At 44.5% G+C, this 24933-nt stretch carries 23 protein-coding genes; 14 read left to right on the top strand and 9 right to left on the bottom strand.

Features of this window, described 5'->3' with window-relative positions; translation table 11 throughout:
* Positions 1-53: 53 nt before the first annotated feature.
* From Q4561_RS05880 to hemC, 4 genes are read right to left on the bottom strand one after another with little or no spacing between them, the layout of a single operon-like run.
* Positions 54-1226, bottom strand: coding sequence for a heme biosynthesis HemY N-terminal domain-containing protein (locus Q4561_RS05880; RefSeq protein ID WP_303458303.1), 1173 nt, complete (start codon positions 1224-1226; stop codon positions 54-56).
* A complete protein-coding gene (locus tag Q4561_RS05885; RefSeq protein WP_303458304.1) occupies positions 1223-2431 on the bottom strand; it encodes a uroporphyrinogen-III C-methyltransferase in 1209 nt (402 codons plus the stop codon). The genes Q4561_RS05880 and Q4561_RS05885 overlap by 4 nt, the downstream gene beginning before the upstream one ends.
* Positions 2432-3208: a uroporphyrinogen-III synthase gene (locus tag Q4561_RS05890; RefSeq protein WP_303458305.1), complete on the bottom strand. Its 777-nt coding sequence runs from the start codon at positions 3206-3208 to the stop codon at positions 2432-2434.
* Between the two features lie 35 nt (positions 3209-3243).
* The gene (gene hemC, locus Q4561_RS05895) at positions 3244-4179 is read right to left on the bottom strand and encodes a hydroxymethylbilane synthase (protein ID WP_303458528.1); all 936 of its coding nucleotides are present in this window, start codon (positions 4177-4179) and stop codon (positions 3244-3246) included.
* Positions 4180-4376: 197 nt separating this feature from the next.
* Between hemC and Q4561_RS05900 the strand changes: the two genes are divergently transcribed.
* A complete protein-coding gene (locus Q4561_RS05900; protein WP_303458306.1) occupies positions 4377-5435 on the top strand; it encodes a GGDEF domain-containing protein in 1059 nt (352 codons plus the stop codon).
* A 127-nt stretch (positions 5436-5562) separates the two neighbouring features.
* On the opposite strand, the gene Q4561_RS05905 is transcribed toward Q4561_RS05900, so the two are convergent.
* Positions 5563-6234, bottom strand: coding sequence for an alpha/beta hydrolase (locus Q4561_RS05905; protein ID WP_303458307.1), 672 nt, complete (start codon positions 6232-6234; stop codon positions 5563-5565).
* A 198-nt stretch (positions 6235-6432) separates the two neighbouring features.
* Between Q4561_RS05905 and gmk the strand changes: the two genes are divergently transcribed.
* The 12 genes from gmk to Q4561_RS05965 all read left to right on the top strand — a co-directional run bounded on the left by gmk (position 6433) and on the right by Q4561_RS05965 (position 19135).
* A complete protein-coding gene (gene gmk, locus Q4561_RS05910; RefSeq protein WP_303458308.1) occupies positions 6433-7074 on the top strand; it encodes a guanylate kinase in 642 nt (213 codons plus the stop codon).
* A gap of 111 nt (positions 7075-7185) precedes the next feature.
* Positions 7186-7458, top strand: coding sequence for a DNA-directed RNA polymerase subunit omega (rpoZ, locus tag Q4561_RS05915; RefSeq protein WP_057794791.1), 273 nt, complete (start codon positions 7186-7188; stop codon positions 7456-7458).
* A gap of 141 nt (positions 7459-7599) precedes the next feature.
* Positions 7600-9708: a bifunctional GTP diphosphokinase/guanosine-3',5'-bis pyrophosphate 3'-pyrophosphohydrolase gene (gene spoT / locus Q4561_RS05920; protein WP_303458310.1), complete on the top strand. Its 2109-nt coding sequence runs from the start codon at positions 7600-7602 to the stop codon at positions 9706-9708.
* Positions 9709-9734: 26 nt separating this feature from the next.
* Entirely contained in the window at positions 9735-10121 is a 387-nt protein-coding gene (locus tag Q4561_RS05925; protein WP_303458312.1) for a RidA family protein, read from the top strand.
* Between the two features lie 3 nt (positions 10122-10124).
* Positions 10125-10856: a tRNA (guanosine(18)-2'-O)-methyltransferase TrmH gene (trmH, locus tag Q4561_RS05930; RefSeq protein ID WP_303458313.1), complete on the top strand. Its 732-nt coding sequence runs from the start codon at positions 10125-10127 to the stop codon at positions 10854-10856.
* A gap of 145 nt (positions 10857-11001) precedes the next feature.
* Positions 11002-13074, top strand: a complete 2073-nt coding sequence (recG, locus tag Q4561_RS05935) for an ATP-dependent DNA helicase RecG (RefSeq protein WP_303458314.1) — start codon at positions 11002-11004, stop codon at positions 13072-13074.
* A complete protein-coding gene (locus tag Q4561_RS05940) occupies positions 13067-13861 on the top strand; it encodes a class I SAM-dependent methyltransferase (RefSeq protein ID WP_303458316.1) in 795 nt (264 codons plus the stop codon). The genes recG and Q4561_RS05940 overlap by 8 nt, the downstream gene beginning before the upstream one ends.
* Before the next feature lie 9 nt (positions 13862-13870).
* The gene (locus Q4561_RS05945) at positions 13871-14344 is read left to right on the top strand and encodes a peroxiredoxin (protein WP_303458318.1); all 474 of its coding nucleotides are present in this window, start codon (positions 13871-13873) and stop codon (positions 14342-14344) included.
* 398 nt (positions 14345-14742) lie between these two features.
* Positions 14743-15552 (top strand): hypothetical protein, encoded by an 810-nt coding sequence (locus Q4561_RS05950; protein ID WP_303458320.1) that lies wholly within the window; start codon positions 14743-14745, stop codon positions 15550-15552.
* 15 nt (positions 15553-15567) lie between these two features.
* Positions 15568-16602: an extracellular solute-binding protein gene (locus tag Q4561_RS05955; protein WP_303458322.1), complete on the top strand. Its 1035-nt coding sequence runs from the start codon at positions 15568-15570 to the stop codon at positions 16600-16602.
* On the top strand, positions 16599-18119 hold the full coding sequence (locus tag Q4561_RS05960; RefSeq protein WP_303458324.1) for an iron ABC transporter permease: 1521 nt from the start codon (positions 16599-16601) through the stop codon (positions 18117-18119). Before Q4561_RS05955 ends, Q4561_RS05960 begins: the two co-directional genes overlap by 4 nt.
* Positions 18119-19135: an ABC transporter ATP-binding protein gene (locus tag Q4561_RS05965; protein WP_303458326.1), complete on the top strand. Its 1017-nt coding sequence runs from the start codon at positions 18119-18121 to the stop codon at positions 19133-19135. The genes Q4561_RS05960 and Q4561_RS05965 overlap by 1 nt, the downstream gene beginning before the upstream one ends.
* A gap of 23 nt (positions 19136-19158) precedes the next feature.
* Here Q4561_RS05965 and Q4561_RS05970 read toward each other — a convergent pair whose 3' ends face one another.
* A complete protein-coding gene (locus tag Q4561_RS05970) occupies positions 19159-21099 on the bottom strand; it encodes a bifunctional diguanylate cyclase/phosphodiesterase (protein WP_303458327.1) in 1941 nt (646 codons plus the stop codon).
* A gap of 28 nt (positions 21100-21127) precedes the next feature.
* Positions 21128-21343: a DUF2892 domain-containing protein gene (locus Q4561_RS05975; RefSeq protein WP_303458329.1), complete on the bottom strand. Its 216-nt coding sequence runs from the start codon at positions 21341-21343 to the stop codon at positions 21128-21130.
* A 277-nt stretch (positions 21344-21620) separates the two neighbouring features.
* Here Q4561_RS05975 and Q4561_RS05980 point away from each other — a divergent pair, with 277 nt between their 5' ends.
* On the top strand, positions 21621-22802 hold the full coding sequence (locus tag Q4561_RS05980) for an NAD(P)/FAD-dependent oxidoreductase (protein WP_303458331.1): 1182 nt from the start codon (positions 21621-21623) through the stop codon (positions 22800-22802).
* Positions 22803-23180: 378 nt separating this feature from the next.
* Here Q4561_RS05980 and Q4561_RS05985 read toward each other — a convergent pair whose 3' ends face one another.
* Positions 23181-23855, bottom strand: a complete 675-nt coding sequence (locus tag Q4561_RS05985; RefSeq protein WP_303458333.1) for a hypothetical protein — start codon at positions 23853-23855, stop codon at positions 23181-23183.
* A gap of 237 nt (positions 23856-24092) precedes the next feature.
* Positions 24093-24926 carry a mechanosensitive ion channel family protein gene (locus Q4561_RS05990; protein WP_303458335.1) on the bottom strand — a complete coding sequence of 278 codons (834 nt, stop codon included), beginning with the start codon at positions 24924-24926 and terminating at the stop codon, positions 24093-24095.
* Positions 24927-24933 lie beyond the last annotated feature (7 nt).

Consider the following 24933-nt stretch of genomic DNA (forward strand, 5'->3'; position numbering starts at 1 on the left):
AAGTGACTGGCCTTTTTTTATCTTCTTTCAAATTAAAAGTGAGCAGTGTAAAACTACACTAGTTGCTGACCTTCCTTGTAATATTGCAACGCCGTAGAGCTATCGTGTCTGCGTTCACTTATGGCTGACAGCAATAACAGGTCATCTTTGTTCGATTCCATCTTCACTGCTTTTAATAACACTTTCTCAGCCAAAATATCGTCACCTGCATTGAATGCGACTCTACCCAACGTAGAATATAATTCTACATTTTCGCTGTCTTGTTTAATCCAGCTTTCCAGCAACCGCAACGATGGTGAAGCATTCGGAATATTTAACTGGGTGAAATAAGGGAACAGGGCAGGGTTTGGCCCACGTTTTTGCCATTCTACTAACAAGGTTTGTGCTTCAGCATGCATACCTTGTTCAAGCAATTGCTGAATATAAGCTGCGCGATAAGCATCGTCCTGCTTAATTTTACGGGGTAAACCTTCCCAGTGGGTTTTAAGCTCAGCGGCACCTTGCTTACTGGCAATTTCGGCTAGCTTGCCTTTAGCGATTTGCTGCGACCATGCGGTGTAATCTTCTTTTGATAACGCCTTGCGCCAACCGCCTAGTTTTTCCTGTAGCTCTTGCCATTGGCCTTGCTCTGCCATAATCGATGCTTTAAGTTTTATCACCTGCGGGTTATTAGCATCTTCCTCATCTAAGCTGTCTAGCTTTTCAAGTGCGTCAGCGAACTTACCTTCGGTAATATCTATACGCGCCATAACGATGGTAGCAGCCACTTTAGCACTGTCATAATCTGCAGCTTGCAGTAAGAAATAACGAGCTTTTTGCGGGTCGTTTTGGCTTTGTGCTACTTGCGCAGCGGCCAAGTAGTTCACCCCTTCAAAATCGCCGTTGGTGGTTTGGCTAAGTGCCTTGTGAGCACTTTTTAGGTCGCCCGCTGCCAATGACTGTAAACCATGATAAAAGGCACGCTTGCGTTTACGCTCGCCTAAAGCACCAAACCAGCGGTGAGAGCCTGTTACCAAACTTAACGTCCATAACACCAACTTAGAGATAACGTACCAGGCTACAATGGCGCAAATTATCATGATGCAAAAACCAATCACGGTGGTTTCTATCGCGGTATTACCTAACGAAATCAACACGTAGCCTTTGTCGCCCAAAATCATAGGGCCAACAATAAGCGCAATAATAAATGCGGCCAGCACCGCAAGGGCAATGACTAACCATTTCATAATGCGCTAGCTCCCTGACTGAATGCTTGTTTTACACGAGACTCCAATAATTGCTCAAGCGGCTTTTGTGATGCCAATTGGCTAGGAATGGGTTGTGAAATGTCGGTATCAACAAGGTTATCAAGTGCTGAGATAAAACCAGTAACTTGGCTCTTTTCAACATCGTAGTGCTCTTCAAGCATGGTTTTAGCGTAAAGCAAAGATTGCTCATACAAGCCTGAGTCTGCTTTAAGTGCAGCAGATTGTGCGTGCATTAACTGTAGTCGAAGCTGTTCTTTTACTAAAAACTGGGCTTGTAGTGACATGACAGGTTCAACCGGGCCTTCTAAACTTTTCACTGTTAAAAAGCCATCAACAATGGAGTGCCATACTTTTGCTAGGTTTTCTTTCCAGTCGTCTGCCGATTCAGACAGCTCATTACTATCAGCATCTGCATCTACTGGCTTTTCAAAGGTATCTAACGGTAACTTGTCAATTTGCGCCAGCATGCCAGTAAGGGCAAGAGCCACTGAACTTTGAGATACAGGGTTCATTTGTTGAAGGGTTTGAATATCTTCAGCAAGCTTGGCACGAACCGGTAACACCGAAGGGTCGGCTAATGATTTTAAACGTTTATCGGCATTCACTAACAACAAAGTTGCTGTGCGTACATCGTTTTCTAACCACAGTTTTCTACCCGCCATACGAACTAAATAATCAGCCTCGGCTATAAGCCAATCGGCAGGGCGTTGACCTTCCATGCTGTTAAGTTGTTGTTGTGTGGCTTCGGCTTGTTGCACTAAGGCACTATTTTGTTGCTGCAATGAATCTACAGCGTCTTTTAGTTCGCCGTTTTGCATATTGAGCATGCGTAAGGCATCTGCTGTTTGCTTGCGATCAGAACTTAAGTTGTTAAGTTGGGTTGTATTCGCCTGTTGGATTTGGACAAGGGTATCGCTGCTGCCTTGTTGTTGCATGTAGTACCAATACCCAGCACCAATAATACCCAGTACTAAAAGGAAAATAATAATAACCACAAACCATAGAAGCTTGGTTCCTGATGATTTCTTTGCTTTTTTCGGTGCGCTTTTAGGCGTAGCTTTAGGTGATACGGTATCGGTGCTTGATGCCGTGTTCGCTGACGTCGATTCTGATGTCGTACTAGATGATGATTCCACGCTTACCATTTCCCCGTTTTGAGGGTCCTTCTCATTCTTGTCAGACATTTAATACTCCCAATTATCCTTTATCCAGGCAATTAATGCCTGATCGGTGGCGCGGTTGCACACCGAAACGCGTGCTATTCCATAATTACGTAAGCTGGTTGCAACACGTTCACTTACTGTTAACCATGGTAACGCTAATATTTGTCTACTATGAGTAGAAATAAGTTGCTTTGCTAAATTCTCGCTTGTAGCGATAATGCCGCGAACGTCGTCAATTTTCCAGACTTTTGTATAAAATGGGTTCGCAAGTGGCTCCCTCTTATATACACAAAATTCAGTGGCCGATATACCTCTATCGCCTAAAACACGAGAAAGTGTATCTCTACCACCTTCGCCCTTAATAATAACGACTTGTGTACAGTTTGCCTCATTAAGTTGCTGCATGACCAGTATACCTTCGGATGTATGTTGCGAAGGCGTAACGATTTTGAAAGGTAAATTCGCGCTGTGCAGTGCACTAGCCGTGGCATCGCCAACCGCAACTAACGTTGGGGGCGATGCTAGGAATGAAGCTTGACTAAGCGCATCAAGCGCAGCGGGCGATGCTAGGAATGAAGCTTGACTAAGCGCATCAAGCGCAGCGGGAACCGCATAAATGCTGGTAACAATGATGATATTCACGCTGTTTGAACTTATCAAAAATTGCTTTAAAGCATTTGCCTTACCAGGCACACTTTGAATGTCAGATGTAGCGATCCCCACGGCATCAATACCCGCCTGCTCAAATGCATCTGCACTTGCCTGTAATTTAGGAAGAGGGCGGGTAATCAGCAGCATAAGTTAGTAATAATATAAGTTAGCAAGAACATATATTAGTCATACAGTGCACTAAGAATTTCTCCAGCGCCTTGTTCAAGCAGTGCCTCGGCGACTTCTACGCCTATGCTTTTCGCATTTTTTGTAGGACCTGTGGCAGAAGCAAACAATAAGGTTGAGCCATCTGGCTGTCCCACCATACCGGTTAAGGTTATGCTGTCTCCGTCAAGGGTAGCAAAACTGCCGATAGGAACTTGGCAGCCGCCTTCCAAACGCTCGTTCATCGCGCGCTCTGCGCTCACTCGGGTTTGGGTTTCACTGTGGTTCAGCGCCTGAAGTAAATCAATAAGCTCGGCGTCATCATTGCGACATTCAATACCTACAGCACCTTGCCCAACGGCAGGAAGCGATACCGAAGCTGGCAAACCGGTTTTAATGCGTTCTTCCATGCCCAAACGGATAAGTCCAGCGGAGGCAAGAATGATAGCATCGTATTCGCCTGCATCTAATTTGGCTAAGCGGGTGTTTACATTGCCGCGTAAATCTTTAATTTGCAGATCTGGGCGGTGTTTACGAATTTGGCATTGGCGACGAAGACTAGAAGTCCCTACTACAGCACCTTGTGGCAACGCATCTACGTTATCGAAGTGATTGGAAACGAAAGCATCAAACGGGTTTTCCCGTTCGCAAATAGCGTGAAGGCCAAAGCCTTCTGGGAATTCAACCGGTACGTCTTTCATTGAATGCACAGCAATGTCAGCTCTGCCTTCTAACATGGCAACTTCTAACTCTTTAATGAACAGGCCTTTACCACCAATTTTAGCCAGTGGCGTATCAAGTATTCTATCGCCCTGTGTGCTCATAGGCACCAGTTCAACAGTTATTCCATCATGATGTTCTAATAATTTTGCTTTAACGTACTCCGCTTGCCATAGCGCCAGTGCGCTTTTGCGTGTAGCAATACGAATCGTTCTTTTAGGAGCTGTTTGCATCATAAAAATCCTTTCTAAGGCCTTGTTTCAGGCATAGAACCAAAAGCAATCAGATATCATGTGCTAGTGGTATAAAGTCGACTAATTTATATATTGTACTTAAATCTTTCACTTGCGCACAGGTTTAAGGTTGCGGGAATGTAAGTAAAGTGACTATGCTTATTTCACTTATAAAATATGATTAAGCTCCAATTTGCATGGATACTTCTTCTTTTCGCCAGTTTCTCGAAAATACAGATCTAAATGGTGCCGAAGCAAAACGCCGCCGTTTAACCCTGTATTTCATCTCGTATATTGGCGGAACCATTATGGCTGTGCTCACAGTCCAAAATATCGCTCGTGGCGATCATTTCCTTGCGTTTTGGTTAGGGCTTTTTTCGTTATTGGTTTTTGCTAATGCAGTCTTGTCTCATGTATTTAAAAATAATAGTGTTTTTTATTATTTAGCGGGCGGTATTGTGGTGATTATGATAGCGGTGATTACCTTTACCGGCGGCTATCATAATACGGGGTTGCACTTCGTGTACCCGCTCATTTTTATTCAAATTATAGTAGTACGTTTTAGAGCTGCTATTGCGTATGTCACAGTAACCGTGTGTGTGGTGTCGTTTATTGTCTATCACCAAGATTCGATTCCCGCTATTTATCGAAGTGAGGACGTATCCCGTTTTTTAATTTCCTTGTTATGTTTTATCGCCGTGGCTTTTATCTCTGAATACTTCTGGCACAAAAGCAGAAAGGAAATGATGACCGATAACTTGGAAAAATTGCGCCAAGCCAATTCTGACCCGTTAACGAAAGTACCTAACCGACGTTTTTTAGAGTCGGTCTACTTTGAGCGAGCAATGCAAAACCCTGCAGACTATTTCCCATTAAGCGTGGTGGTGGTTGATATCGACTACTTTAAAAAAATAAATGACAACTACGGGCATGATGTAGGAGATAGGGTATTAGTTAAAATAGCCACCTTGATGAAAAACGCTATTAGGTCGACCGACGTGGTGTCGCGCACTGGTGGAGAAGAGTTTTTAATCCTTTACCCAAAAACAACCTTAAGTGTGGCGATGAAACTGGCGGAAAAAATTCGAGTAGAAATTGAAAAATCCCCCTTCGAAGAAGGTGAAATCTATCACCCGATCACAGCCAGTTTTGGGGTGGCAACAGCACTGACTGACACCAATATCAATGCCTCGATTAAGTTAGCCGACGAGCACCTATACGAAGCGAAAGGCGCTGGTAGAAACCGCGTCATGTAGCGTTAACTCGTTTAGCTAATCGAGTAGCCATTTAACAGGCTACATAAGCGAAACGACTGAACGTAAAGGTACTTAGTAAAAAGCCCAACGTAAATGAGCTTAGCCAAGCACCTCTATGCAGACACTACTAAGCAAGCACCTTTTGTAGCCAAGCTGAAATATCATTTAGCTCTTGCATACAGACGTTGTGCTGCATGGTGTAGGTTTGCCAGGTTGCGTTAAAACCGTTGTCGGTTAACGTTTTATATGCAGCGTTACCCATAAAAATAGGTACTACTTCATCTTGATCGCCATGGGCCATCATAATGGGTATGTCACGATTAGTATCAGTCGCTTCACTTGCCAATAAACTTGGCTCACACATATAAGTAGAAAGTGCCATTACGCCGGCTAACTTGTGTGTAAAGCGAGGCGCCAAATGAAGTGCAATTACGCCACCTTGAGAGAACCCTGCTAACACAATGCGGTTTGTAGGAATGCCTTTATCTACTTGTTCTTGAATAAGGGCCTCTACTTGACTCGCCGACTCAAGCACACCAGTTAAATCTGCGCGGCTATTGAAATCGAGTGATTTGATGTCGTACCACGCACGCATACGCATGCCACCATTAATGGTGACGGGGCGCTCTGGTGCGTGGGGGAAAATGAATTTTACTGCCATAGTATCAGGCAGTTTTAGCTCAGGTACGATAGGCGCAAAGCCATGTCCAGAATCGCCTAAGCCATGAAGCCAAATTACGCAGGCATTGGGTGTAGAGCTGGGGCTTTGTTCAACGTATGGCAAAAGTTCTTGCTCCATGTTTGTGTATTCCTACTTCTTTGTATTTTCCTAAAACAGCGCGAGTTTTACTCTTGCTGTAAACTCATCACTTTATTCGTGGTGTAAGCGCAGACATCGTTAGTGCATGTTTAAACGATTGCTACTACGGCTTAATGGTTCAATATGCTATCATTGCTCCACGAAATCACCATATTTTAAAATATATTTAATACTTTCATGGCATCATTACTCGGTAACTTATTTATACTTGCAGCGCCTTCAGGCGCAGGAAAATCCAGCCTTATAAAGGCGCTAATGGAAAAGTACGCGTCTAACAGCAATAATGCAATGGAAGTGTCGGTTTCCCACACTACTCGAAAGCCTAGACCCGGTGAAGTTGATGGCCAGCATTACCACTTTGTAAGCCGTGAGCAATTTGAAGCGCTTATAGAACAAGGCGTTTTTTTCGAGTGGGCTGAAGTGTTCGGTAATTACTACGGCACATCAAGGGTGACCATTGAGCAAACCTTGCACCGTGGTATCGATGTATTTCTAGATATCGATTGGCAAGGTGCACGTCAGGTGCAAAAGCTTATGCCAGATACCTGTGGCATTTTCATCTTGCCGCCTTCAATTGAAGTGCTAGAGCAACGCTTAACTAATCGCGGGCAAGATAGCGATGAAGTTATTGCAGGACGAATGAAAGAAGCGGTGACAGAAATGTCGCATTTTAGTGAGTTCAGCCACGTTATTGTTAACGATGATTTCGCCACTGCGCTTAACGATTTAGAAGCAATTGTGATTTCACAGCGCCTGCGAACAATAAAACAACAAATGCGTTATCAGCCTTTATTGGACGAATTGCTCGGATCTGCTTAATATATATATTGTTTTAAATTCAAACAAACCGCTAGGATCGCACCCTACATAGGTGTATACTACGCGGCCGCTTTTTGAATTACTTGATCAACCTAATTTTCGGAGAAATACATGGCCCGCGTAACAGTTGAAGATGCCGTAGATAAAATTGGTAACCGCTTTGATTTGGTTTTGGTAGCGGCCCGTCGTGCACGCCAAATTGCCACCGAAGGTAAAACTCCAATGGTTGATGTGCAAAACGACAAGCCTACCGTAACTGCACTTCGTGAAATCGAAGAAGGTTTGGTAACTGCTAGCACATTAGAACAAGACGATTTACGTGATCAGGAACAACAAGAGCACGCTGAATTTTCTTCAGTAGCAAACATTCTTTCTGATCAATAGTTACACCTTACGGGTAACTATTGTATGTTTAAGCGCCAGTGCTTTGAAAAAAGCACTGGCGCTTTGCTTTTTGGTATTGGCTAAAGGCTCAATTCTACGTATTCTTAAGGTTGTAACGTTAATCAGGAGTCGCACTAGTCCGTGTATTTGTTTGAAGGCTTAAAACAGAAAGTAATAAAGTACTTGCCTGCTGACCGAGTTCAGTTGGTACAAGAGGCGTTTGTGTTGGCTCAAGAAGCCCACGATGGCCAAATGCGCTCAAGTGGCGACCCTTATATTACGCACCCTGTTGCTGTTGCCAGTATTCTTGCCGACATGCATTTAGACCATGAAACCCTCATGGCAGCCTTGTTACACGACGTGATTGAAGACACCCATTACAGCCAAGAAGATCTTGCTGAAGCCTTCGGCGAAACCGTCGCTGAGTTGGTGGAAGGGGTAAGTAAGCTAGATAAAATTGCTTTTAGTAGTAAACAAGAAGCGCAGGCTGAAAACTTCCGTAAAATGATGATGGCTATGGTGCAAGACATTAGGGTTATCCTAATAAAGCTTGCCGACCGTACCCATAACATGCGCACACTAGGTTCGCTTCGCCCTGACAAACGCCGCCGTATTGCCTTAGAAACTCTTGAGATTTATGCTCCTATTGCCCATCGATTGGGTATTCACGATATTAAAAATGAGCTAGAAGATTTAGGTTTTCTTGCCATGTACCCGATGCGCCATCGCGCATTAAAATCGGCGGTGCGTCAAGCACGTGGTAACCGCAAAGAAATAATAGAAAATATTCGTGAAGAGTTAAGTACCCGTATAACGGCGTATGAAATTGAGTCTGATGTACTTGGCCGCGAAAAACACCTGTATTCTATCTACCGCAAAATGCGTAATAAAGAGCTAATGTTCAACGAGGTGATGGACATTTATGCGTTTCGCATAGTGGTAGACTCAGTGGATAACTGTTATCGCTCGTTAGGTGCCATGCACGGTTTGTATAAGCCCATTGAAAACCGTTTTAAAGATTATATCGCTATTCCTCGTACCAATGGCTATCAGTCATTGCATACGTCACTTATTGGCCCCCATGGTATTCCGGTCGAGATTCAAATTCGTACCCAAGAAATGGATCAAATGGCGGATAAAGGTGTAGCGGCACACTGGCTTTATAAAGAGCCTGGCGACAATGGCACTACTGCGCAACTAAGAGCACGTAAGTGGATGCAGTCGTTGCTTGAGCTTCAGCAGTCAGCCAGTTCATCGTTTGAATTTATTGAATCGGTTAAAACCGACCTATTCCCTGAAGAAATTTACGTATTTACCCCAGACGGCCGTATTATCGAACTGCCTATGGGCGCAACCGCCGTAGATTTCGCCTATGCGGTACATTCAGACGTGGGTAATACCTGTGTTGGGGTGCGAGTAGAGCGTAGAAATTACAGTTTAAGTAAGCCGCTACAAAATGGCCAAACCGTAGAAATCATTACGTCACCAAAAGCCAAGCCAAATGCTAACTGGCTAAACTTTGTAGTGAGTGCTCGCGCACGTACTCGCATTCGCCAATATTTGCGTAAACAGCATTCTCAAGAAGCGGTGAACATGGGTAATCGCTTACTACGCCATGCACTAGGTGAAGTGAAACTGGACGATATTCCAGAGGCCGATATTGAGCGGGTGGTAGCAGAAACCAAGCATGACGATTTTGACTCATTACTTATCGATATAGGTTTAGGTAATGAACTTAGCGCTATTGTTGCTCGCAGACTGTTAGGTGAAAGTACAGATTTACCAGAGAAAAAAGGTAACGTGGCCATTCGCGGAACGGAAGGCTTATTGGTGCATTATGCCCGTTGCTGCCATCCTATCCCTGACGATGAAATTGTGGCGGTATTAAGCCCAGGTCGCGGTATGACCATTCACCAAATTGGTTGTAACAATATTCGTAAGCTGTCTAAAGAAGAGCCACAGCGCGTGTTACCTATGCGTTGGGACGAAGAACCACAAGGTGAGTTCAAGGCTTCACTGCGCATAGAATTGTTTAACCATCAAGGTACCCTTGCTACGCTAACCAATACTATTTCGGGTAGCGACTCCAATATTATTGGACTGCAAACGGAAGAAAAAGAGAGTAACATCTACTTTATCGACATTGAGATTACCACGCAAAATCGCGTGCATTTGGCAAGAGTAATGAAGAAAATTCGTACCATGCCAGAGGTTCAAAAAGTGTCACGTCACAGTCAGTCCAGACACTAACGTTTTAAAAATTTTTAGGATCTATTATGTCTAAGTCTATTATTCAGACCGATAAGGCACCTGCCGCTATTGGTACTTACAGTCAAGCTGTTAAAGCCGGTACAACAGTTTATCTTTCAGGTCAGATTCCATTGGTGGCAGAAACCATGGAAATGGTTTCAGATGACTTCTCAGAACAAGCTGTTCAGGTGTTTGAAAACTTAAAAGCGGTTTGTGAAGCTGCAGGTGGAAAAACTAACGACTTAGTAAAAGTGAATATTTTCCTTATCGATTTAGGTCACTTTGCTACGGTAAATGAAATTATGAGCCGTTACTTCAACAAGCCATACCCAGCTCGCGCTGCAGTACAAGTTTCGGCATTGCCTAAAGGCGCACAAATTGAAATCGACGGCGTGATGGAATTGCCGGAGTAATCCATGTCGCCCGAGCGCTACCTTCGCATTCGAAGTGCGTTGGCAAAAAGGCAAACCGACCTGACGGTTTGCCTCGAAAATGTACATAAACCCCACAATGTATCGGCAGTGGTTCGAACCTGTGATGCCATTGGTATTCACCGTGTACATACCGTGTGGGAAGAGAAATACCAGTTTCGTGGCGACACCGCTATGGGAAGCCAGCAATGGGTTCGGCAAACCAATCACGACAGTTTAGGTAATGCGATAGGCGCGCTAAAGCAACAAGGTATGCAGGTGTTAGTCACTCACTTGTCTGATACTGCCGTGGGCTTTCGTGAAGTTGATTACACTAAACCTACCGCGATTATTTTTGGTCAAGAACGTTACGGTGCTACCGACGACGCTATTGCCATGGCTGATCAAGATATCATCATTCCGATGGCGGGTATGGTGCAATCGTTGAATGTGTCTGTTGCGGCAGCGTTAGTGCTTTATGAAGCCCAGCGTCAACGCGAACTGGCAGGCATGTACGATGTTGAGCACTTACCCGAAGAAGAATGCCAAAAACTCTTGTTTGAAAGAGGCTACCCCAGGCTGTGCGCCTTGAGTAAAACGAAGGGGGTTCCATACCCTGCCATTGACGATATAGGGCGTATTGATGCGCCGGCAAGTTGGTGGAAGCAGATGCAGTTAACGCCTGAAGCCTTACATGCCCTATCTGACAATGACGAGGCTGTGTCTACTCGAGCGTAGGCCAGCACAAACCCGCAGACGGCCAATACTGACCTTAAACCATACTCGCCAAGCTTCTCGCAATCTATTACACTTCGTTTCTAATAAATGATTGGTTTCATTACCCTAATGAAATCATACGCTTGTTTTAAGGAATGTCGGTCAAATGCAAACTCTTGCCACCACGCCCATCACCGCCCTAAAAGGGGTAGGCGCTAAAGTGGCCGAAAAGCTGGCTAAAATTGGCTTATTTACCTTACAAGACGTGCTGTTTCACCTGCCGCTACGTTATGAAGACAGAACGCGGGTTTACAGTGTGGCCGAGTGCCGCCCTTTTACTCATGTTAGTGTGCAGGGCGAAGTAAAAAGCGCCGACATCCAATACGGCAAAAAACGCATGTTAGTGGTGAAGCTAAGCGATGGTACAGGCACTATTACTTTACGCTTTTTTCACTTTGGCGCGGTACAACGCACGATGATGACGCCGGGCAATGTTATTCGTTGCTTTGGTGAAGTTCGCACCGGTAAGTGGGGCATTGAAATGATGCACCCTGAATTTAAACTTATCGACGAAGATGCCCCGCTTGAAGCAGAATCATTAACGCCTGTTTACCCCACCACCGAAGGGGTAAAGCAACTTACTTTGCGAAACTTGACCGACCAAGCCCTTAAAATGTTAGATAAAGGCGCACTGGCCGACTTACTGCCTGAAGGTATGTATAGCGACCAGATTAGTCTAAATGAAGCATTACACGCAGTGCATCGGCCAGCCCCTGATACCGATGTGCACGAAATGGAAGAAGGGCTTCATCCTGCTCAGTACCGGTTAATTCTAGAAGAGCTTTTGTCACATCATTTAAGTGTACTAAAAGTACGCAAACTTTCAGATGCACAGCCTGGTATTAGCATAAAGGTAGACAAGCCCCTTATTGAAAAGATGTTGGCGCAATTGCCGTTCTCGCCGACAGGTGCCCAGCAGCGGGTAGTAGCAGACATTCAGCAAGATATGCAACACCCGCGTCCCATGATGCGCTTAGTTCAAGGGGACGTAGGCTCGGGGAAAACCTTAGTGGCAGCCCTAGCTGCGCTATCCGCTATTGGCGCAGGGCATCAAGTGGCATTAATGGCGCCTACCGAATTACTTGCCGAACAGCATGCGAACAACTTTCGAGAATGGTTTGCACCGCTGGGCATAGAAATAGGGTGGTTAGCCGGTAAACTTAAAGGCAAAGCTCGCACTGAAGTATTGTCCCGGCTTGAAAGTGGCGATGTGCAAATGCTGGTAGGCACCCATGCTATCTTCCAAGAAAGCGTGACATACCAACAACTCGCCCTAGTGATTGTGGATGAACAACACAGATTTGGTGTGCACCAGCGCCTTGCGCTTCGCGATAAAGGCGAACAACAAGGGCGATACCCACACCAATTAATTATGACAGCAACCCCTATACCCAGAACACTGGCCATGACCGCATATGCCGACCTAGACACATCGGTTATCGACGAATTACCCCCTGGGCGAACGCCAGTGACCACCGTGGTATTACCCGATACACGTCGAGCCGATGTTATCGAACGGGTGCGCACAGCGTGCAAAGGTAGCGGCAGGCAGGCGTATTGGGTTTGTACCCTAATTGATGAATCGGAAGTATTGGAATGCCAAGCGGCTGAAGATGCCGCGGTTATTCTTCGCACTGCGTTGCCGGAACTTAACGTAGGTTTGGTGCATGGGCGCTTAAAGCCAGCTGAAAAGCTACAAGTCATGGCCGATTTTAAAGCCGGTGAACTCGACTTATTGGTTGCTACTACGGTGATTGAAGTAGGGGTAGATGTGCCTAACGCCAGCATCATGATTATTGAGAACCCTGAACGGTTAGGGTTAGCTCAATTACACCAGCTTCGCGGCCGAGTAGGGCGGGGTGCAGTTGAAAGTCAGTGTGTACTCATGTACCAAAGCCCCTTATCTAAAACGGCTACTCAGCGATTAACCGTACTGCGTGAGTCTAACGATGGGTTTTATATTGCCCAGCGAGACCTAGAAATTCGAGGGCCCGGTGAATTTATGGGTACCAAACAAACCGGTATGGCAGAACTTAAAATTGCTGATTTAGTGCGAGACGCTGCGCTTATTCCAAAGGTACAAGAAATTGCCTATACCTTATGGGAGCAATACCCTTCCCATGCACAAGCGATTATCAACCGCTGGATAGGGCATAAGGAGCAATATGGCCATGCTTAGTACTCTGCCTCTTGTGATTGCTAGCACCCAAGCTGATGCGAGCTTTGAAAGCGACAAAGCACTCGCTCTTAGTATTAGTGAAAACTGGGGTTTTCCGATTGACGATAAGCCTGTTGAAGGTTTCTACCTTCAAGTTGGTCACAATGTACTTGGGCTTGCTGATGCAAATGAAAGTAAAACCCTGCCTGTTGTCGTGGATTTTGCTTCTCCTGCCAGTTTATATCGTAAAGCCCATGGCGGCGGCAGAAAAGAACCTATCGTGAAAGCTGTGGGGTTAAAAGGTGATGTACTCAAAGGTGCTGCGCCATGGCACGTAGTAGACGCTACGCCTGGTTTGGGGAGAGATGCTTTTGTGTTGATAAGCGTAGGCTGCAAAGTCACTATGATAGAACGTTCGCCTATTGTAGCAGCCTTGCTTGAAGATGGTATTCGCCGCTTAAAAACTGCCTACCCAGAGCTTGCAGAGCGATTAGCACTACAACATGGAAATAGTGTCGATGTAATGCAATACTGGAATGGCGAGAACGTAGATGCAATTTACTTAGATCCTATGTTCCCGCATAAAAAGAAATCAGCCTTGGTGAAAAAGGAAATGCGACTGTTTCAACAATTGCTTGGACACGACCCCGACGCCGATGCATTGCTAGCGCCCGCGCTGGCATTAGCAACGGCCAGAGTGGTGGTAAAACGTCCGAACAGTGCAGAAGTGCTTGCAGGAATAAATCCATCAATGGCAATAGAAAGTAAAAAGCACAGATTCGATGTGTATTTACGTCAAATATCCTAGGAGAGCAGCATGATAGAAGTTGGTAGCACCTTGCCCGAGGTGGATTTCAGCCTTTTAGTAAATGGTGAGATGACAAACCCCGGCACTGCCGAACTTTTCAACGACAAGCGTGTAGTAATGTTTGCAGTGCCTGGCGCGTTTACGCCAACCTGTTCTCAAGCACATCTACCTGGCTATGTCGCATTGGCAGATAAAATTAAAGCGAAAGGCGTAGACACGGTTATTTGCTTATCGGTAAACGATGCATTTGTGATGGATGCATGGGGTAAGATGAATAACGCTGAAGAGATTATAATGCTGGCAGACGGCAACGGTCATTTCACCAAGCAAATTGGTTTAGACATGAACACCAGTGACTTTGGTGGCCTGCGCTCTATGCGTTACGCCATGTTAGTTGAAGACTGTGTTGTGAAAAAAATCAGTGTAGAAGATCCAGGTCGCTTTGAAGTAAGTGACGCTGAAAGCATGTTAAAAAGCTTGTAACAGCAAGATTAAATTCTACGCTAACTCTATTTTAAAGGCCTGAGCATATTGCTTGGGCCTTTTTGGTTATCTCCAACTAACTCTATTGGCGTGTCTCTTAAGTAAGTTAGCATGCCAGCTTTTGAATAAGTGTGAACATAGTTCAGGCTGCCTAAGTATTCATAAAGTTGATCGCAGAGCATCGTTAAAATGTAATATAACTGTGCTGGTAGCCTACCTACAAAAGCCGGTTTCACGACGAATGACTAAATACGATTCGCGCTTAAAGTACCGTGGTTAAAGGCCTAATAGCCAAATTTTTGGTGCGAAAGTATGACATATTCATACGCTGAGTTACCTTTACTTAATTAATGATAATAAGTATCATTTGCATAATTAGAAGCGTACTAGGAAAAACGATGACAACAACAATGAAGAAGCTAAGTGCTTCAGTATTAGTATTAGCAGCAACCTTTTCTTTAGGCACAAGTAGTGCTTTTGCAAATGGGGTTATCAGTGAACATGTAAATAACCTTCAGGCTCATATTGGTGAGTACACTGAAGAAGTGCACTGGCTAGAAGAAAAATTCGGCAGCGTGGTAGATGCCTACGAAAAAGACAGCAAGAACGTAGACACAGATGCGTTAATTGAATACTGGGAAGAAGTTGATTTTCATTCTGCTATCGAAACCCAATATGTACCGATTTATGCGTCAATTTGGCAAGGCATTTACGGCATAAAAATGGGCATTGAAAACGGTAAAACGTTAGAAGAAGTGCGCGCAGAAGAAACCAAACTTAATCAAGCCTTGTGGCAAGCGTTGGGCGCAGTTAAACTTGCGTCTCAATATCAAAAGCAGGGTTTAATTGCCAAGGTTCAAACTACTGAAGTTGAACCAACCACAGCCCCTGAAGTGATTGACGATATCAAAAAGCGTTTAGATCGCGTAGTGGCTAAATCGGCAGAACAACTTACCGAAGTTGCTACCACATTAGTTCACGATACTTACCTACAACGCTTTGAAGGTGTTGAAGGTGCGTTAATCGAATTAGATGCAGCGCTAGTTGAAGACTTAGAGAAAGACTTTAACGTTACTTTACCGCAGGCAATTTCTGGCGGTAAAGGTGTAGAGGCGGTACGTGGTGTAGTAGAATCTATGCATACTAAGTTAGACCGTGCTCGTGCTTTGTTAGTAGAAGCTGAGAAAAGTCGTAAAGACGTTTTCTAAGGAAATATTTTTTAAATGCAACGTAGAACATTTTTACAAGGTTTAGCCGCCGCAGGTGCGTTAGGTAGTTTACCTATTAGCAGTTTAAGTTTTGCCAACACTATCGCAAGTGTGTCGGTAGAGTCGCTACCTAAATTGGAAGGTGATCTCACCCTTTATTTAGGCCGAGGCGAAGGCGGTTTATATGAAAATGTGCTTGAAGCAATTAAGAAACGAAATCCAAAGCTTAACTTAAAAATTAGACGCGGCGCTTCCGCCGCGTTAGCGAATACCCTTGCTGCAGAAGCAAAAGCAGGGGTAAAGCGCGCCGATTTATTTTGGGCGGTAGATACAGGTAGCGTAGGCATGGTAACCGACTCAGGTTTAGCCAAGCCACTACCTACCGACTTAACCACCCAATTGAAAGAGGGTTTCCAATACCCAAGCTGGACACCAGTAACTGGCCGTATTCGTACATTGCCGTACAACACCGAGCGAGTAACCCCCGATCAAATTCCTGATAGCGTGATGGCCTTAGCAGATAGCGATTTAGCGCTAGGCTGGGCACCGGCGTATGCATCGTTCCAGTCTTTCGTTACCGCTATGCGTATTTTAGAAGGCGAAAAGGCCACGGCCGATTGGCTTAAAGGCGTTAATAGCAAAGCGAAGAAGTACGCTGGCGAACTTGGTGTAGTGATGGGCGTTGAACGTGGTGAAGTAGATATGGGCTTTGCTAACCATTACTATACATTACGCTTAAAAGCCGGCAAGCCAAATGCGAATGTGGCTCTAGCGTATACCCAAAACGACGCGGGCTGCTTAGTAAATGCCTCTGGTATTGTGGCATTAAGTGAAGGTGACCTACCGGTGAACTTCATTCGCTATTTGCTTAGCCGTGAAGTGCAAGGATATTTGGCTAGCGAAGCGTACGAAATTCCGCTGGTACAAGGGGTAACACCGCCGCAAGGTATTCCAGCGCTAACGGAAATATCTCCTCCTGATATGGACCTTCGAAAACTAGCAGATTTACGCCCTACGCTTAATCTCATGCGAAAAGTCGGGGTGCTGTGAGCAACTGGCCAAAGTCGTATCCGCTGGCTCTAATTATCGCGTTAATGGCACTACTGCCAGTAGGCGTTTTATTTTCGTTGGCATCAGATAGCGCAGAAATATTCGACACCCACAACTTGCGCGTACTCGGTAACACCGTATCACTTATGGTGCTGACCATTATTGGCTCGGTACTAATAGGCGTGCCGTTAGCGCTGTTCACTGCCTACGTACAAATGCCGTTTAAACGGTTTTGGTTAATTTTATTGGCTGCCCCCTTAGCCTTACCCAGTTACATTGGTGCATTCGCCATGTACTTTTCATTTGGCCGTGGTGGTGAAATAGAAAACGTATTAGGTATTTCTACCCCAAGTGTGGATGGTCTGTGGGGTTCAGCGCTGGTAATGTCTCTGTATACCTACCCCTTTGTGATGATGACCACACGAGCATCGTTATTAAGCCTTGATGCTAGCCTGATTAACGCAGCCCGCACGCTAGGTGTTTCACTGTATAAAAGCTTATGGCGTGTGGTATTGCCTCGTGTCGCTACTAGTATTGCTGCCGGTGCCTTATTAGCTGCACTTTATGCGCTGTCTGATTTCGGTACCCCTGCCATTATGGGCCTAGACACCTTTACCCGTGTTATTTTTGTTGAATATAACGCCTTTGGCTTAAGCCAAGCTGCTATGTTGAGCTTGCAGTTAATGGTGATTGTAGGGTTAATCTTATTTATTGAAAGCCGCATTAGCGGCGCTAAAGAACGCCCTGGGCGACACTTAAGCCTATGGCCTGCTCGCTGGCAGCGTAATCTGATGTTACTAGCCGCAATGCCCGTTCTGTTGTTAGCAATAGTGCTTCCCTTGGCGATTTTCACGTTGTGGCTTATACGCGAAGGTACCGGTGGCTTTGAATTCAGCTACGCATGGAATTCAGCTTATGCTTCATTCTTGGCGGCTATCGTGGCAGTTATTTTAGCCATACCCGTTGCTCAAGCGGCTATTGCAGGTAAAGCTGGCCGTTTGATGGAGCGCATTACTTATTTTGGTTTCGGCGTACCTGGTATCGTAATGGGTACCGCATTGGTTTACGTTGGGCTTCAATTGCCCTACCTATATCAAACCTTGGGTTTGTTGGTAATGGCCTATGTACTACGCTTTATACCTCTTGCCGTGGGCAGTGTGCGTAGTACTGCGGAAAATTTAGATACCGGATTAGTGAAAGCGGCGCGAGTATTAGGTGCAAGCCCTCGTGAAGCATTTATGCGCATTACCTTACCACTTACTCTAAGAGGTATGATAGCCGGTGCCGCACTGGTGTTTTTAGAAGCCATGCGAGAACTACCAGCCACATTAATGTTAGGGCCAACTGGGTTTGAAACCTTAGCTACCTACATGTGGCGAGTATACGAAGCCGGTTACTTTGGCCGCGCCGCTGTGCCCGGTTTATTGCTGGTATTGTTATCGGGCTTTGGATTAATATTAATGCTTTCCGGCGAACGCCGCGCCCAGTTTACCGTTTCCGAGGATGAACGTAGTTAATGCTTAAAGTTAGTGAGTTGTCAGTTGATTATGGTGCTACACGTGTAGTGAATAAGCTAAACCTAGCATTAGGTTCAGACGAAATTCTTATGCTGGTGGGCCCAACAGGCTGCGGTAAAACCACAATTTTACAGGCATTAGCCGGCCTTATTCCTATTTCAGAAGGGCAAATGACCTTAGGGAATTGGACTGCGACACCAAAGAAAGCCGTGCCTCCTGAAAAGCGTAATGTGGGCATGGTATTTCAAGACTTCGCTCTGTTTCCTCATTTAACCGTGCAGCAAAATGTTTGCTTTCGATTAAAAGATACCAAGCTAGCCGATCATTGGTTAAAGCTTCTTGGCCTTGAAGATTTTCGTGATGCTAAACCTGCTCGCTTATCCGGCGGCCAGAAACAACGTGTTGCGCTAGCCCGTACCTTGGCACACGAACCCGCTTTCGTGTTGCTAGACGAACCGCTTTCAAACCTAGATGCCGCCTTGAAAGACAGCCTTCGCTGGGAAATACGCGATGCGCTTAAAACTGCTGGCGTGCCTGCTATTTGGGTAACTCACGACCAAGAAGAGGCCTTAAGCGTAGGTGATAGAGTCGGTATTTTAAATAAAGGTGTACTAGAGCAACTTGCTACACCAGAAGCTTGTTATTCAGAGCCTGCTAGCCGTTTTGTGGCCCGTTTTATGGGTGAAGCTAGCTTCATTCCTGGTACCTTCACGAACGACACTGTCACTACTGAAATTGGCACCGTGCCCGGTACCTCAGTAGATGGTGCTACCGGCAAAGTAGACTTGTTAGTGCGTCCTGATGATTTAAGTTTAAGTGCGCAGCATGAATCACCCAATGGCACCGTAGATTGGGTACGTTACGAAGGCGAAAGCCGCTTGTATGCTGTAACCCTAGACAGTGGCAGTCAATTGAAAGTACGTGTAAGCCACGAAAACGCTATAAAGCCTGGAACCAGAGCCAATATGCAACTAATCACATCTCACCCATTGGCCGTTTTCTCACGAAACAATTGATGAGTTAAGCGGCTTTCAAGTAGTCAATACGTCTCAAAGATGCTGGCTGCATTAACGGATGTATCTAACTTCATACCACTTTTCAAAATGCGTTTCATGTCATGTTCAGGCATCGGTTTTGCGTAGAAATAGCCTTGTGCAATAAAACAACCTAGTGATAATAATAAATCTGCTTGGCTCTTTGTTTCTACACCTTCCACCACAACATCGCATTCGAACGATTCTGCCAACGTGACCGTAGACGATACGATGGCACGATGACCTTTATTGGTCTCAATATCGGTGATGAACGTTTTATCAATTTTGATGGTATTTGCTTTTAGATTATTGAGATACGCCAAAGAGCTCATCCCGGTTCCAAAATCATCGATAGCTATTGCTATTCCAAGTTGCCGAATTTTTGTGAGTGCAGATTCTATATATTTTATATTGAGGCAGGTTTCATTTTCGGTAAGCTCGATTTGCAGGAAGTTGGCTGGCAATTGATATTGCTTTAATTCTTGTTGTATAAAAGCGAGTAAACTCGGATCTAAAAGGTTATATGGAGAGAGGTTGATGGCGATAGGAATACCGTGGCCCTCATTTCGCCATGACGATGCATGCTCAATAGCTTTTTTTATAATGTAACGCCCAAAATCTTGCACTTTGCCGCTATGCTCTATTAAATTGATAAAAGCAAAAGGCGTTAGTAAGCCTAGTCTAGGGTGCTGCCATCGACACAATCCTTCGACACCGACAATGTTGCAGTTTCTCATATCAACTTTTGGCTGAAAATGTAGGATCAGCTCGTTGTTTAACATTGCATCATTCAAATCCGCCCTGAGCATAACGTCACGCTCGTTGACTAGCACATTTTGATTGTCGTAAATTGCCCAGCCGCTCCGCTGTTTTTTGGCTTTATACATTGCTGTATCGGCACACGATATAAGCGTTTCAGGATTATTTGTATGTGAAGGATAGTGTGCAAACCCAACACTGGCCCCCGTATTAATCTCTAAGCCATTAAGTGGAACCGTTGTGTCGCATACCTGCACAAGTGATTGCGCAAGTGTTTCGCCCTGTTGAATATTGCAATGTGGTGCCCATACTATGAACTCATCGCCACCAATTCGTATAAGTTCATTAGGTAGCGTTACAACAGCAGCCATGCGGTTAGACAATTCCACCAACAAATCATCACCGGTTTTATGCCCAAAAGAGTCGTTAATTTCTTTAAATTTATCAAGATCAATAACGAACAAGCATGCCTGTGAAAGTGTTATTCTCTTGTGTTCGTTAGTTTTAATTTCATGTAAGGTCTCAGTGATATAGAGACGGTTTGCAAGACCTGTTAAAGGGTCGTTCGTAGCAAGCTTTGCAAGCGAAGCGTTAATCTCGTCAGCGCGTTTTGCTATGATTGACGACAGCGTTAAGGCCAGCCAACCGGTTATCCAAAATACGATTACAGAGGTAATGATGAGACGTTTAGCAACAAGTTGAAGTGTCGCATCGATTAACGTCGTCTCCTTAAAATAATAAATATTATATTGATCAGACTTCACGTTTACCCAAAGGTAATTTCGATTATTTAGGGAAACAATAGAGGCACTTTTTTCGGATAACATTGCTATGTTTTTTAATATATTACGGCTGGAACGTGAGTCTATTAAATGTGCTTGAGTCCACTGTCCTTGAGATGAACTAACATGGAATAGCGTAGATAATGCAGGGTCTGCTAATCGACTTTGGGGGTCAAAGGTATAGTTACCATTAAAAAGCACGTCTTCGTTTGTTTGTATTTCTGTATTTAAGAAAGCGACAACACGCGTCATTCTAGCTAGTTCGTTTTGAATTCCTACGTCAGCCGCTAAGCGATAAGACACAATAACGTAGATAGCCGAAACTAAAATAGAAACCGTAAGGCACGCGAAGATAAGCCTGGTTCGAATGGCTGTTCTTTGTAGGAGTATAGGCACTTTTTGCATAGGAAGTTATGACTCCAAAACCTAAACTTTAGCTTTCTTTCGTACTAACTCCGGCTATTTGGTAAACCGGGCACCAACCAGAAAACAAAGAAATTAGGTTAAGCACCCCAAAAATGCCTAGTAATATTTCAATGAATACATCATCGATAATATCGCCGTTAAGAAACGCAAATGCGGTTACACAGATACCTATAGCGCCGCGAAGAGACCGGTCTAATAAACTTAAATTTGCTTGGATAGCCATAATGCTGCCATATCGAGAGCTTTTTATAAGAGTAGCTGGATAGGGTTGAAATCGACAGTAGACTTTAAGGTACTTTTAATACCCTTAATTTACACAATCATTCAGGCAAACGTTGAGAGGTCTACCTAATAACGTATAATCCAGCGCGTTTTGCTCTAATGCCTTATTATTTAACTGGCAAGGCAATTCGTTCGATATTCCAAGTCAGGTATAGCAGTTGAATATGCATCAATTAATGATGCATTAATTAACAGTGCAGCAATTAGAGGTAAGTAGTGTGAAACAGCGTGACGTAATTGTAATAGGTGCTGGTGCAGCTGGGCTGTTTTGTGCTGCGCAGGCTGGTGCCCGTGGGCGGAGCGTAGAAGTGCTCGATCACGCCAAAAAAGTGGGGCGCAAGATACTTATGTCTGGTGGCGGACGCTGCAACTTCACCAATATGTACGCTGGTCCTGAAAACTTCTTATCGCAAAACCCGCACTTTTGTAAGTCGGCCCTAAGCCGTTACACACAATGGGATTTTATTGGTTTGGTTGCCGAGCACGGCATTGCATACCACGAGAAAACCCTAGGCCAGTTATTTTGCGACGACAGCGCTAAAGACATTGTTGAACTTCTGCTAAAAGAGTGCGACAAAGCCGGTGTAACCATTACTCCTCGTTGTGAAATACTCAGTGTTGAGAAAACCGAAACAGGTTACACGCTCAATACCTCAATGGGTGAATACCAGTGTGAGTCACTCGTTATTGCCACCGGCGGCTTGAGCATGCCGAAACTAGGTGCCACACCGTTTGGTTACAAAGTGGCAGAGCAGTTTGGCTTAAACGTGCTGCCCACCCGTGCGGCACTAGTACCTTTTACCCTGCAAGATAAAGACAAAGACGTACTAGCAGAACTAAGTGGCATTGCCATAGACGTAAATGCACAATGCAACGACACCTCATTCCGTGAAGCTATGCTATTTACCCATCGCGGCCTAAGCGGCCCAGCCATGTTACAAATATCAAGTTACTGGGAAGCCGGCGACGCGCTTAGCATTAATACGCTACCTACCGAAGATGCGCAGGCGCTTATTAATACAGCGCGCACCGACACGCCAGATGCCTTACTGGCAACTTGCTTAAACAAAGTGTTCCCCAAACGCATGGTTCAAAGCTTTATTGAATATCATCAATGGCGCAACGTGCCGGTGAAACAGCTAAGCCACAGCGAATGCGAGGCTATTGCCAATACCCTAGAAAACTGGCAAATAAAACCTAACGGCACCGAGGGCTACAGAACCGCCGAAGTTACCATTGGTGGCGTAAACACCGACGAGCTATCGTCTAAAACCATGATGGCTAAGAATGTAGAAGGTTTATATTTTATAGGCGAAGTGGTAGACGTAACTGGCTGGCTAGGAGGCTTTAATTTCCAGTGGGCGTGGAGCAGCGGCTGGGCAGCCGGGCAAGTGGTGTAGTGTTTTCGTGGAGTAGTTTTGAAGGCAAGACGCTCTTATTTAACGCGGTACAGCAAGCTAACTAAATAATAAATATAAGAATATTTTTGTCTTCGATTCACATTATCGGGAGTAGGGGGATGAAAATCCCTAGTGAAAATTAGCAGATATTTGTATCATTTCCAAGCTGTCTAAATCTATGAAAAATCGGGGGCCTTCGTTTCAATATGAGTGTGATAGTTGTACACGTTGACATTTATGTAAAACATGGGGCGATGGCTAAAATTTAACTTGTTATCAGCAGCATTCGAGCACGGTTCAATGTTCACTTCTAGACATACGACTTGCATATAGTTATAAAAACGCTGGGAGCATGTCCCAGCGTATAGAATAATCTATTTATTCAAATGCACATCGCTCGCAAGGTTTGGACACTTGTCTTTCCAGCCACGCACTAGAGAAATTATTGTATCTATACAAGCCCCTTGAAGAGTGTGAACTATCACTATTGTAAAAATCTGCAATGAAATTCTGAAATTGCGGAATATCGTTGTCTGTAGCTGCAGCATAAACCAGCAAAAGGCTTTCAAAGGATGTTATCTGACCACACGCACCAACGCATTTTATAACGATTCGTTCGTATTTATCGTTAGTCGTATTTGTGCGAAAATGCCGTTGAAATTCATCATCGTCAATAATGTGTTGAGTCATTTCGTTAAAAAATGGATTGAGCTTATCGACTGGCAGCCCCAAAAAGTTGGCCATTTGGGTTTGTTGATTATTGTACGCAACCATGATTTCCTGTTGAGAGTATAGCTCCGGATTCATTAACTCATGCACTTCACGAAATTCATTCATCTGAGGCGATTTGACCTCCGACACCATCAAAAGAAATTGGTCGGTTGCATATTTCATCTGACTGATTGAAAGTCCCAACGCTTCTGCGCTAGCCGAAAAGTCATCACTTATGAATTCTTTTGATTCACTTATCAAAAATTCCTGCGTTGCACTTGATTTAGACGATGCCAAAAGTGGAAAGGTTAAAAAACATAGTAAACAAATACTTCTAATCACTTAAATATCCTTATTTGAGAATTTAGAATCGACAATTGCCGAAATCAATGAATATCATCTCATTAAATGAAAATCAATATTCCAAAACGGTGTTGTGTACAAACTTTATTATGCGAACACAAGCTGTAAATCAAGTCATAAATTAAGTCAAAAGCGCATACAAAAAAGCGAATGTTCAATGTTATTGAACAGTCGCTTTTAGTTATTTTCTGCCTATCTGTATCACATCAAAACTAGTTACTGATTAGTTTCGTTAACCAAAATAACTTTACGATGTGGGAATGGAATTTCAATGTTCGCTTCATCAAGCCCTTTCTTAATTTGCTCAGGCACTGAGTAACGAATATCGAAGTAGTGCTGACCTTCACAGAACGGACGTACAATGAAGTCTACCGAACTGTTGTTTAAGGTTTCAACTTCAACAAACGGCGCTGGCTCTTTAAGTACATGGGGGTGTTCAGCAAGTACTTTGTCGATTACGGCGCGAGCAGCATCAATACTTTCACCATACGCAACACCAAAGGTCATATCTACACCGCGAATTTCATGGTGTGAATGGTTGGTGATTTGCTCTCCCCAAATTTGGCTATTTGGAATAATAATGTGTTGGTTATCGAAGGTTTGCAAAATGGTAGTGAACATATCTATTTCGGTGACTTTACCAAATTTTCCTGCAGCTTCTACAAAGTCATCTACTTTGTATGGGCGGAAAATAAGAAGCATAACGCCAGCAGCTAAGTTAGACAGGGTGCCTTGTAGTGCTAAGCCTACGGCAAGCCCTGCGGCACCAAGCAATGCAATAATAGAAGCGGTTTGTACACCAAAGCGATTAAGTACCGCTATGCCTACAAAAGCCAGTATGGTGTAGCGCAGTACGCTACCAAAAAACTTAAATAGGGTGTCATCTAATTGGGGATATCTACTAGCGAGTGCAACCATCGCTTTGTAGGCTTTGCCTGCTACCCACATACCTATAATAAGTATAAGTAATGCAAGTAGTATATTAGTGGCCCACGCTAGTGCGCCAGGGAGATACTGATCCACATCAAGTGATGCAATAAATTCTTCCATGTTAAAA

The organism is Alteromonas sp. 1_MG-2023, from assembly GCF_030547075.1.
GTDB lineage: Bacteria > Pseudomonadota > Gammaproteobacteria > Enterobacterales > Alteromonadaceae > Alteromonas.

Excerpts from the sequence above, each read along its gene's own strand:
- Q4561_RS05880 (WP_303458303.1), bottom strand. The coding sequence starts at position 1,226 with ATGAAATGGTTAGTCATTGCCCTTGCGGTGCTGGCCGCATTTATTATT.
- Q4561_RS05885 (WP_303458304.1), bottom strand. The coding sequence starts at position 2,431 with ATGTCTGACAAGAATGAGAAGGACCCTCAAAACGGGGAAATGGTAAGC.
- Q4561_RS05890 (WP_303458305.1), bottom strand. The coding sequence starts at position 3,208 with ATGCTGCTGATTACCCGCCCTCTTCCTAAATTACAGGCAAGTGCAGAT.
- hemC (WP_303458528.1), bottom strand. The coding sequence starts at position 4,179 with ATGCAAACAGCTCCTAAAAGAACGATTCGTATTGCTACACGCAAAAGC.
- Q4561_RS05900 (WP_303458306.1), top strand. The coding sequence starts at position 4,377 with ATGGATACTTCTTCTTTTCGCCAGTTTCTCGAAAATACAGATCTAAAT.
- Q4561_RS05905 (WP_303458307.1), bottom strand. The coding sequence starts at position 6,234 with ATGGAGCAAGAACTTTTGCCATACGTTGAACAAAGCCCCAGCTCTACA.
- gmk (WP_303458308.1), top strand. The coding sequence starts at position 6,433 with ATGGCATCATTACTCGGTAACTTATTTATACTTGCAGCGCCTTCAGGC.
- rpoZ (WP_057794791.1), top strand. The coding sequence starts at position 7,186 with ATGGCCCGCGTAACAGTTGAAGATGCCGTAGATAAAATTGGTAACCGC.
- Q4561_RS05925 (WP_303458312.1), top strand. The coding sequence starts at position 9,735 with ATGTCTAAGTCTATTATTCAGACCGATAAGGCACCTGCCGCTATTGGT.
- trmH (WP_303458313.1), top strand. The coding sequence starts at position 10,125 with ATGTCGCCCGAGCGCTACCTTCGCATTCGAAGTGCGTTGGCAAAAAGG.
- recG (WP_303458314.1), top strand. The coding sequence starts at position 11,002 with ATGCAAACTCTTGCCACCACGCCCATCACCGCCCTAAAAGGGGTAGGC.
- Q4561_RS05940 (WP_303458316.1), top strand. The coding sequence starts at position 13,067 with ATGCTTAGTACTCTGCCTCTTGTGATTGCTAGCACCCAAGCTGATGCG.
- Q4561_RS05945 (WP_303458318.1), top strand. The coding sequence starts at position 13,871 with ATGATAGAAGTTGGTAGCACCTTGCCCGAGGTGGATTTCAGCCTTTTA.
- Q4561_RS05950 (WP_303458320.1), top strand. The coding sequence starts at position 14,743 with ATGACAACAACAATGAAGAAGCTAAGTGCTTCAGTATTAGTATTAGCA.
- Q4561_RS05955 (WP_303458322.1), top strand. The coding sequence starts at position 15,568 with ATGCAACGTAGAACATTTTTACAAGGTTTAGCCGCCGCAGGTGCGTTA.
- Q4561_RS05965 (WP_303458326.1), top strand. The coding sequence starts at position 18,119 with ATGCTTAAAGTTAGTGAGTTGTCAGTTGATTATGGTGCTACACGTGTA.
- Q4561_RS05970 (WP_303458327.1), bottom strand. The coding sequence starts at position 21,099 with ATGCAAAAAGTGCCTATACTCCTACAAAGAACAGCCATTCGAACCAGG.
- Q4561_RS05975 (WP_303458329.1), bottom strand. The coding sequence starts at position 21,343 with ATGGCTATCCAAGCAAATTTAAGTTTATTAGACCGGTCTCTTCGCGGC.
- Q4561_RS05990 (WP_303458335.1), bottom strand. The coding sequence starts at position 24,926 with ATGGAAGAATTTATTGCATCACTTGATGTGGATCAGTATCTCCCTGGC.